The following is a 10000-nucleotide window of genomic DNA, read 5'->3' as shown; positions in this document are numbered from 1 at the left end:
TCGTAGTCCGGATCGTAGTCTGCAACTCGACTGCGTGAAGTCGGAATCGCTAGTAATCGCGGATCAGCTTGCCGCGGTGAATACGTTCCCGGGTCTTGTACACACCGCCCGTCACACCATGGGAGCGGGTTCTGCCAGAAGTAGTTAGCCTAACCGCAAGGGGGGCGATTACCACGGCAGGGTTCGTGACTGGGGTGAAGTCGTAACAAGGTAGCCGTATCGGAAGGTGCGGCTGGATCACCTCCTTTCTAGAATAGATCGAGCCACGGTTTGCTGCATGCAGCAAGCATGAGTGAGATCCAAATGACTCATTTTTAAGCGCCCACACTTATCGGCTGTATCAACAGTAAGAGTGAAGAAAACGTGAGCCTGCCGAGCTGGCCTCAACAGGTAAGCGAGAGCTGCAGGGCACGATGAGAAACGCGTGGGTCTGTAGCTCAGTTGGTTAGAGCACCGTCTTGATAAGGCGGGGGTCGCTGGTTCGAATCCAGCCAGACCCACCACGGTATCAGATGAGAAGTCTGAAACATCCCGGGGGATTAGCTCAGCTGGGAGAGCACCTGCTTTGCAAGCAGGGGGTCGTCGGTTCGATCCCGTCATCCTCCACCACTATCTTCTTCACTCAAGAGTTGGCAAACCAAAGTAGCTATTGGCTATTGTGGTTTGCCAGCCTTTATTGGCTGTTGTTCTTTAACAATTTGTAGAGTCGAATCAGCGTTGTCGACGGAAAGCAATCATTCGTAAAGGGGTGAATTGCACCGTGCCGTCGGCAACATTTTGATTGCGTCAAACATAGACTTCAACTGAGCAAGAAATTGCTTGGGTATGAAGAACGGCGTAACGCGTGAATACTCAATAAACGTATGGAACTGAACGGTTCTGTACGAGTCCTTGACGACAGTGCAGTCAGCGCTGTCAAAGTTATAGGGTCAAGTGACTAAGTGCATGTGGTGGATGCCTTGGCGATTACAGGCGACGAAGGACGTGATAGCCTGCGATAAGCTTCGGGGAGCTGGCAAATTAGCTTTGATCCGGAGATTTCCGAATGGGGAAACCCACCTCGCAAGAGGTAACTCTGACTGAATACATAGGTCATTGTGGCGAACCGGGTGAACTGAAACATCTCAGTAGCTCGAGGAAAAGACATCAACCGAGATTCCGAAAGTAGTGGCGAGCGAAATCGGAGTAGCCCTCGCGTTTTAGCAGTTTGTATATCAGAACGGAATGGAAAGTCCGGCCATAGCGGGTGATAGCCCCGTATGAAAAATGCAGATTGTGGAACTAGGCGCGAAAAGAGTAGGGCGGGACACGTGAAATCCTGTCTGAATATGGGGGGACCATCCTCCAAGGCTAAATACTCGTAATCGACCGATAGTGAACAAGTACCGTGAGGGAAAGGCGAAAAGAACCCCGGGAGGGGAGTGAAATAGATCCTGAAACCGCATGCATACAAAAAGTAGGAGCCTCGAAAGGGGTGACTGCGTACCTTTTGTATAATGGGTCAGCGACTTACATTCAGTGGCGAGGTTAACCGAATAGGGAAGCCGTAGAGAAATCGAGTCCGAATAGGGCGAAATAGTCGCTGGGTGTAGACCCGAAACCAAGTGATCTATCCATGGCCAGGATGAAGGTACCGTAACAGGTGCTGGAGGTCCGAACCGACTAATGTTGCAAAATTAGCGGATGAGCTGTGGATAGGGGTGAAAGGCTAAACAAACTTGGAAATAGCTGGTTCTCTCCGAAAACTATTTAGGTAGTGCCTCAAGTATTACCATCGGGGGTAGAGCACTGTTTAGGCTAGGGGGTCATGGCGACTTACCAAACCTTAGCAAACTCCGAATACCGATGAGTACAGCTTGGGAGACAGAGCACCGGGTGCTAACGTCCGGACTCAAGAGGGAAACAACCCAGACCGCCAGCTAAGGTCCCTAAAATTGGCTAAGTGGGAAACGAAGTGGGAAGGCTAAAACAGTCAGGATGTTGGCTTAGAAGCAGCCATCATTTAAAGAAAGCGTAATAGCTCACTGATCGAGTCGTCCTGCGCGGAAGATGTAACGGGGCTAAGCCAGTTACCGAAGCTGCGGATGTGCAATTTATTGCACGTGGTAGGAGAGCGTTCTGTAAGCCTGTGAAGGTGGGTTGTGAAGCCTGCTGGAGGTATCAGAAGTGCGAATGCTGACATGAGTAGCGTTAAAGGGGGTGAAAAGCCCCCTCGCCGAAAGCGCAAGGTTTCCTACGCAACGTTCATCGGCGTAGGGTGAGTCGGCCCCTAAGGCGAGGCAGAGATGCGTAGCTGATGGGAAACAGGTAAATATTCCTGTACCGATTGTAAGTGCGATGTGGGGACGGAGAAGGTTAGCTCAGCCGGGTGTTGGATGTCCCGGTTCAAGCGTGTAGTCGTGCTCTTTAGGCAAATCCGGAGAGCTTAGATGAGGCGTGATAACGAGTCTGCTTGCAGACGAAGTGAGTGATACCCTGCTTCCAGGAAAAGCCACTAAGCTTCAGCTTACAACGACCGTACCGCAAACCGACACTGGTGCGCGAGATGAGTATTCTAAGGCGCTTGAGAGAACTCTGGAGAAGGAACTCGGCAAATTGACACCGTAACTTCGGAAGAAGGTGTGCCTCTAGTATGTGAACCATTTACTTGGGGAGCAGAATGGGGCCGCAGAGAATCGGTGGCTGCAACTGTTTATTAAAAACACAGCACTCTGCAAAGACGAAAGTCGACGTATAGGGTGTGACTCCTGCCCGGTGCTGGAAGATTAAATGATGGGGTGCAAGCTCTTGACTGAAGTCCCAGTAAACGGCGGCCGTAACTATAACGGTCCTAAGGTAGCGAAATTCCTTGTCGGGTAAGTTCCGACCTGCACGAATGGAGTAATGATGGCCACACTGTCTCCTCCAGAGACTCAGCGAAGTTGAAATGTTTGTGATGATGCAATCTCCCCGCGGAAAGACGGAAAGACCCCATGAACCTTTACTGTAGCTTTACATTGGACTTTGAACAGATCTGTGTAGGATAGGTGGGAGGCTTTGAAGTAGGGACGCTAGTTTCTATGGAGCCAACGTTGAAATACCACCCTGGTGTGTTTGAGGTTCTAACCTTGGTCCCTTATCGGGATTGGGGACAGTGTATGGTGGGCAGTTTGACTGGGGCGGTCTCCTCCCAAAGTGTAACGGAGGAGTTCGAAGGTACGCTAAATACGGTCGGAAATCGTGTTGATAGTGCATTGGCATAAGCGTGCTTGACTGCGAGACTGACAAGTCGAGCAGGTACGAAAGTAGGACAAAGTGATCCGGTGGTTCTGTATGGAAGGGCCATCGCTCAACGGATAAAAGGTACTCTGGGGATAACAGGCTGATACCGCCCAAGAGTTCATATCGACGGCGGTGTTTGGCACCTCGATGTCGGCTCATCTCATCCTGGGGCTGTAGCCGGTCCCAAGGGTATGGCTGTTCGCCATTTAAAGAGGTACGTGAGCTGGGTTTAAAACGTCGTGAGACAGTTTGGTCCCTATCTTCCGTGGGCGCTGCAAGATTGAGAGAGCCTGCTCCTAGTACGAGAGGACCGGAGTGGACGCACCTCTGGTGTATCGGTTGTCACGCCAGTGGCATCGCCGAGTAGCTAAGTGCGGAAGAGATAACCGCTGAAAGCATCTAAGCGGGAAACTCGTCTCAAGATGAGTCTTGCCGGGGCCTAGAGCCCCCTGAAGGGTCGTTCGAGACCAGGACGTTGATAGGCTGGGTGTGGAAGCGCAGTAATGCGTTAAGCTAACCAGTACTAATTGCCCGTGAGGCTTGACCCTATAACTTTGACAGTTCTACAAGATGAGCAATCATCAGAACTCGTTGGAGCTTATTGAGGTAAGCACAAGTTATGCTGTTCTTCAGAAGTCTGAATTGAACGCAATCAAAATACCAAAGCTGATTCGAAGCCAGATACACGCCACAGCCTGTATACTGCGCAACTCTACAAATTGGGTTTGTTGAGCACCTTCCCAGGTCTCAATGAGCCAACCAGTCAAGCCTGATGACCATAGCGAGTTGGTCCCACTCCTTCCCATCCCGAACAGGACAGTGAAATGACTCAGCGCCGATGATAGTGCGGATTCCCGTGTGAAAGTAGGTCATCGTCAGGCTATTTATCTGAGACGCCCAGTCGCAAGACTGGGCGTTTCCATCTGTGTCAACAGATGCAAGTGTTCAAGTTGAGCGTTTGCATCTGCTGATGTTCCCGGCAACGGGGGGCTTGCAGAAAAAGAAGCAAGTAAGGGTTGACGATAAGATCGTTATCGCTCATAATCTCGCTTCTGTGCTGATCACTGATCGGTGCCAAGAATCAAAGTAAATAACTAGATTCTTTGTTCTTTAATAATTCACAGCCGATAAGCGTGGGCGTTTGAAGGTGAGTTTTGATTCGGGGCGACCTGGATCGAGTCTCTTAGACTTTAAACGCTCACGGAAATTAGACTTTTACTATGTAGATAGTTCAAGTCGATTCCGTTGAGTAAATCAAGATCGAACTGTAGAGTTTGATCCTGGCTCAGATTGAACGCTGGCGGCATGCCTTACACATGCAAGTCGAACGGTAACAGGTCTTCGGATGCTGACGAGTGGCGAACGGGTGAGTAATGTATCGGAACGTGCCCAGTCGTGGGGGATAACTACTCGAAAGAGTGGCTAATACCGCATACGACCTGAGGGTGAAAGCGGGGGATCGCAAGACCTCGCGCGATTGGAGCGGCCGATATCAGATTAGGTAGTTGGTGGGGTAAAGGCCCACCAAGCCGACGATCTGTAGCTGGTCTGAGAGGACGACCAGCCACACTGGGACTGAGACACGGCCCAGACTCCTACGGGAGGCAGCAGTGGGGAATTTTGGACAATGGACGCAAGTCTGATCCAGCCATGCCGCGTGCGGGAAGAAGGCCTTCGGGTTGTAAACCGCTTTTGTCAGGGAAGAAAAGGGTGTTTCTAATACAGACGCCTCATGACGGTACCTGAAGAATAAGCACCGGCTAACTACGTGCCAGCAGCCGCGGTAATACGTAGGGTGCAAGCGTTAATCGGAATTACTGGGCGTAAAGCGTGCGCAGGCGGTTATGCAAGACAGAGGTGAAATCCCCGGGCTCAACCTGGGAACTGCCTTTGTGACTGCATAGCTAGAGTACGGTAGAGGGGGATGGAATTCCGCGTGTAGCAGTGAAATGCGTAGATATGCGGAGGAACACCGATGGCGAAGGCAATCCCCTGGACCTGTACTGACGCTCATGCACGAAAGCGTGGGGAGCAAACAGGATTAGATACCCTGGTAGTCCACGCCCTAAACGATGTCAACTGGTTGTTGGGAGGGTTTCTTCTCAGTAACGTAGCTAACGCGTGAAGTTGACCGCCTGGGGAGTACGGCCGCAAGGTTGAAACTCAAAGGAATTGACGGGGACCCGCACAAGCGGTGGATGATGTGGTTTAATTCGATGCAACGCGAAAAACCTTACCTACCCTTGACATGTCTGGAATCCTGAAGAGATTTGGGAGTGCTCGAAAGAGAGCCAGAACACAGGTGCTGCATGGCCGTCGTCAGCTCGTGTCGTGAGATGTTGGGTTAAGTCCCGCAACGAGCGCAACCCTTGTCATTAGTTGCTACGAAAGGGCACTCTAATGAGACTGCCGGTGACAAACCGGAGGAAGGTGGGGATGACGTCAGGTCATCATGGCCCTTATGGGTAGGGCTACACACGTCATACAATGGCCGGTACAGAGGGCTGCCAACCCGCGAGGGGGAGCTAATCCCAGAAAACCGGTCGTAGTCCGGATCGTAGTCTGCAACTCGACTGCGTGAAGTCGGAATCGCTAGTAATCGCGGATCAGCTTGCCGCGGTGAATACGTTCCCGGGTCTTGTACACACCGCCCGTCACACCATGGGAGCGGGTTCTGCCAGAAGTAGTTAGCCTAACCGCAAGGGGGGCGATTACCACGGCAGGGTTCGTGACTGGGGTGAAGTCGTAACAAGGTAGCCGTATCGGAAGGTGCGGCTGGATCACCTCCTTTCTAGAATAGATCGAGCCACGGTTTGCTGCATGCAGCAAGCATGAGTGAGATCCAAATGACTCATTTTTAAGCGCCCACACTTATCGGCTGTATCAACAGTAAGAGTGAAGAAAACGTGAGCCTGCCGAGCTGGCCTCAACAGGTAAGCGAGAGCTGCAGGGCACGATGAGAAACGCGTGGGTCTGTAGCTCAGTTGGTTAGAGCACCGTCTTGATAAGGCGGGGGTCGCTGGTTCGAATCCAGCCAGACCCACCACGGTATCAGATGAGAAGTCTGAAACATCCCGGGGGATTAGCTCAGCTGGGAGAGCACCTGCTTTGCAAGCAGGGGGTCGTCGGTTCGATCCCGTCATCCTCCACCACTATCTTCTTCACTCAAGAGTTGGCAAACCAAAGTAGCTATTGGCTATTGTGGTTTGCCAGCCTTTATTGGCTGTTGTTCTTTAACAATTTGTAGAGTCGAATCAGCGTTGTCGACGGAAAGCAATCATTCGTAAAGGGGTGAATTGCACCGTGCCGTCGGCAACATTTTGATTGCGTCAAACATAGACTTCAACTGAGCAAGAAATTGCTTGGGTATGAAGAACGGCGTAACGCGTGAATACTCAATAAACGTATGGAACTGAACGGTTCTGTACGAGTCCTTGACGACAGTGCAGTCAGCGCTGTCAAAGTTATAGGGTCAAGTGACTAAGTGCATGTGGTGGATGCCTTGGCGATTACAGGCGACGAAGGACGTGATAGCCTGCGATAAGCTTCGGGGAGCTGGCAAATTAGCTTTGATCCGGAGATTTCCGAATGGGGAAACCCACCTCGCAAGAGGTAACTCTGACTGAATACATAGGTCATTGTGGCGAACCGGGTGAACTGAAACATCTCAGTAGCTCGAGGAAAAGACATCAACCGAGATTCCGAAAGTAGTGGCGAGCGAAATCGGAGTAGCCCTCGCGTTTTAGCAGTTTGTATATCAGAACGGAATGGAAAGTCCGGCCATAGCGGGTGATAGCCCCGTATGAAAAATGCAGATTGTGGAACTAGGCGCGAAAAGAGTAGGGCGGGACACGTGAAATCCTGTCTGAATATGGGGGGACCATCCTCCAAGGCTAAATACTCGTAATCGACCGATAGTGAACAAGTACCGTGAGGGAAAGGCGAAAAGAACCCCGGGAGGGGAGTGAAATAGATCCTGAAACCGCATGCATACAAAAAGTAGGAGCCTCGAAAGGGGTGACTGCGTACCTTTTGTATAATGGGTCAGCGACTTACATTCAGTGGCGAGGTTAACCGAATAGGGAAGCCGTAGAGAAATCGAGTCCGAATAGGGCGAAATAGTCGCTGGGTGTAGACCCGAAACCAAGTGATCTATCCATGGCCAGGATGAAGGTACCGTAACAGGTGCTGGAGGTCCGAACCGACTAATGTTGCAAAATTAGCGGATGAGCTGTGGATAGGGGTGAAAGGCTAAACAAACTTGGAAATAGCTGGTTCTCTCCGAAAACTATTTAGGTAGTGCCTCAAGTATTACCATCGGGGGTAGAGCACTGTTTAGGCTAGGGGGTCATGGCGACTTACCAAACCTTAGCAAACTCCGAATACCGATGAGTACAGCTTGGGAGACAGAGCACCGGGTGCTAACGTCCGGACTCAAGAGGGAAACAACCCAGACCGCCAGCTAAGGTCCCTAAAATTGGCTAAGTGGGAAACGAAGTGGGAAGGCTAAAACAGTCAGGATGTTGGCTTAGAAGCAGCCATCATTTAAAGAAAGCGTAATAGCTCACTGATCGAGTCGTCCTGCGCGGAAGATGTAACGGGGCTAAGCCAGTTACCGAAGCTGCGGATGTGCAATTTATTGCACGTGGTAGGAGAGCGTTCTGTAAGCCTGTGAAGGTGGGTTGTGAAGCCTGCTGGAGGTATCAGAAGTGCGAATGCTGACATGAGTAGCGTTAAAGGGGGTGAAAAGCCCCCTCGCCGAAAGCGCAAGGTTTCCTACGCAACGTTCATCGGCGTAGGGTGAGTCGGCCCCTAAGGCGAGGCAGAGATGCGTAGCTGATGGGAAACAGGTAAATATTCCTGTACCGATTGTAAGTGCGATGTGGGGACGGAGAAGGTTAGCTCAGCCGGGTGTTGGATGTCCCGGTTCAAGCGTGTAGTCGTGCTCTTTAGGCAAATCCGGAGAGCTTAGATGAGGCGTGATAACGAGTCTGCTTGCAGACGAAGTGAGTGATACCCTGCTTCCAGGAAAAGCCACTAAGCTTCAGCTTACAACGACCGTACCGCAAACCGACACTGGTGCGCGAGATGAGTATTCTAAGGCGCTTGAGAGAACTCTGGAGAAGGAACTCGGCAAATTGACACCGTAACTTCGGAAGAAGGTGTGCCTCTAGTATGTGAACCATTTACTTGGGGAGCAGAATGGGGCCGCAGAGAATCGGTGGCTGCAACTGTTTATTAAAAACACAGCACTCTGCAAAGACGAAAGTCGACGTATAGGGTGTGACTCCTGCCCGGTGCTGGAAGATTAAATGATGGGGTGCAAGCTCTTGACTGAAGTCCCAGTAAACGGCGGCCGTAACTATAACGGTCCTAAGGTAGCGAAATTCCTTGTCGGGTAAGTTCCGACCTGCACGAATGGAGTAATGATGGCCACACTGTCTCCTCCAGAGACTCAGCGAAGTTGAAATGTTTGTGATGATGCAATCTCCCCGCGGAAAGACGGAAAGACCCCATGAACCTTTACTGTAGCTTTACATTGGACTTTGAACAGATCTGTGTAGGATAGGTGGGAGGCTTTGAAGTAGGGACGCTAGTTTCTATGGAGCCAACGTTGAAATACCACCCTGGTGTGTTTGAGGTTCTAACCTTGGTCCCTTATCGGGATTGGGGACAGTGTATGGTGGGCAGTTTGACTGGGGCGGTCTCCTCCCAAAGTGTAACGGAGGAGTTCGAAGGTACGCTAAATACGGTCGGAAATCGTGTTGATAGTGCATTGGCATAAGCGTGCTTGACTGCGAGACTGACAAGTCGAGCAGGTACGAAAGTAGGACAAAGTGATCCGGTGGTTCTGTATGGAAGGGCCATCGCTCAACGGATAAAAGGTACTCTGGGGATAACAGGCTGATACCGCCCAAGAGTTCATATCGACGGCGGTGTTTGGCACCTCGATGTCGGCTCATCTCATCCTGGGGCTGTAGCCGGTCCCAAGGGTATGGCTGTTCGCCATTTAAAGAGGTACGTGAGCTGGGTTTAAAACGTCGTGAGACAGTTTGGTCCCTATCTTCCGTGGGCGCTGCAAGATTGAGAGAGCCTGCTCCTAGTACGAGAGGACCGGAGTGGACGCACCTCTGGTGTATCGGTTGTCACGCCAGTGGCATCGCCGAGTAGCTAAGTGCGGAAGAGATAACCGCTGAAAGCATCTAAGCGGGAAACTCGTCTCAAGATGAGTCTTGCCGGGGCCTAGAGCCCCCTGAAGGGTCGTTCGAGACCAGGACGTTGATAGGCTGGGTGTGGAAGCGCAGTAATGCGTTAAGCTAACCAGTACTAATTGCCCGTGAGGCTTGACCCTATAACTTTGACAGTTCTACAAGATGAGCAATCATCAGAACTCGTTGGAGCTTATTGAGGTAAGCACAAGTTATGCTGTTCTTCAGAAGTCTGAATTGAACGCAATCAAAATACCAAAGCTGATTCGAAGCCAGATACACGCCACAGCCTGTATACTGCGCAACTCTACAAATTGGGTTTGTTGAGCACCTTCCCAGGTCTCAATGAGCCAACCAGTCAAGCCTGATGACCATAGCGAGTTGGTCCCACTCCTTCCCATCCCGAACAGGACAGTGAAATGACTCAGCGCCGATGATAGTGCGGATTCCCGTGTGAAAGTAGGTCATCGTCAGGCTATTTACCCCGCGAAACCCTCCAGCTCACAAGAGCTGGAGGGTTTTTGCTTTTG

General features: G+C 51.2%; 4 tRNA genes and 6 rRNA genes (1 of these 10 cut by a window edge). All 10 read left to right on the top strand.

The annotated features are described in order from the left end of the window. Nucleotides 1-248: ribosomal RNA gene (locus J7U46_RS22880) — 16S ribosomal RNA — on the top strand (it extends 1281 nt beyond the left edge of the window). 178 nt (nt 249-426) lie between these two features. Next, nucleotides 427-503: transfer RNA gene (locus J7U46_RS22875), tRNA-Ile, on the top strand. 30 nt (nt 504-533) lie between these two features. Continuing rightward, nucleotides 534-609 (top strand) — tRNA-Ala (locus J7U46_RS22870). A gap of 318 nt (nt 610-927) precedes the next feature. Then, nucleotides 928-3809 (top strand): 23S ribosomal RNA (locus J7U46_RS22865). Between the two features lie 220 nt (nt 3810-4029). After that, nucleotides 4030-4142: ribosomal RNA gene (gene rrf, locus J7U46_RS22860) — 5S ribosomal RNA — on the top strand. A 381-nt stretch (nt 4143-4523) separates the two neighbouring features. Further along, nucleotides 4524-6052 (top strand): 16S ribosomal RNA (locus J7U46_RS22855). 178 nt (nt 6053-6230) lie between these two features. Beyond that, nucleotides 6231-6307: transfer RNA gene (locus J7U46_RS22850), tRNA-Ile, on the top strand. A gap of 30 nt (nt 6308-6337) precedes the next feature. Next, a tRNA-Ala gene (locus J7U46_RS22845) sits at nt 6338-6413 on the top strand. Between the two features lie 318 nt (nt 6414-6731). Continuing rightward, nucleotides 6732-9613 (top strand): 23S ribosomal RNA (locus J7U46_RS22840). Nucleotides 9614-9833: 220 nt separating this feature from the next. After that, nucleotides 9834-9946: ribosomal RNA gene (rrf, locus tag J7U46_RS22835) — 5S ribosomal RNA — on the top strand. The 16S, 23S and 5S rRNA genes sit together here with 4 tRNA genes alongside, the layout of an rRNA operon. The last annotated feature ends 54 nt before the right edge of the window (nt 9947-10000 follow it).

It is taken from the genome of Pelomonas sp. V22, from assembly GCF_030014915.1.
Classification (GTDB): Bacteria; Pseudomonadota; Gammaproteobacteria; order Burkholderiales; family Burkholderiaceae_C; genus JAUASW01.
The sequence above is the reverse complement of the archived record's forward strand: the minus strand, read 5'-3'. Positions and strand labels throughout refer to the sequence as shown.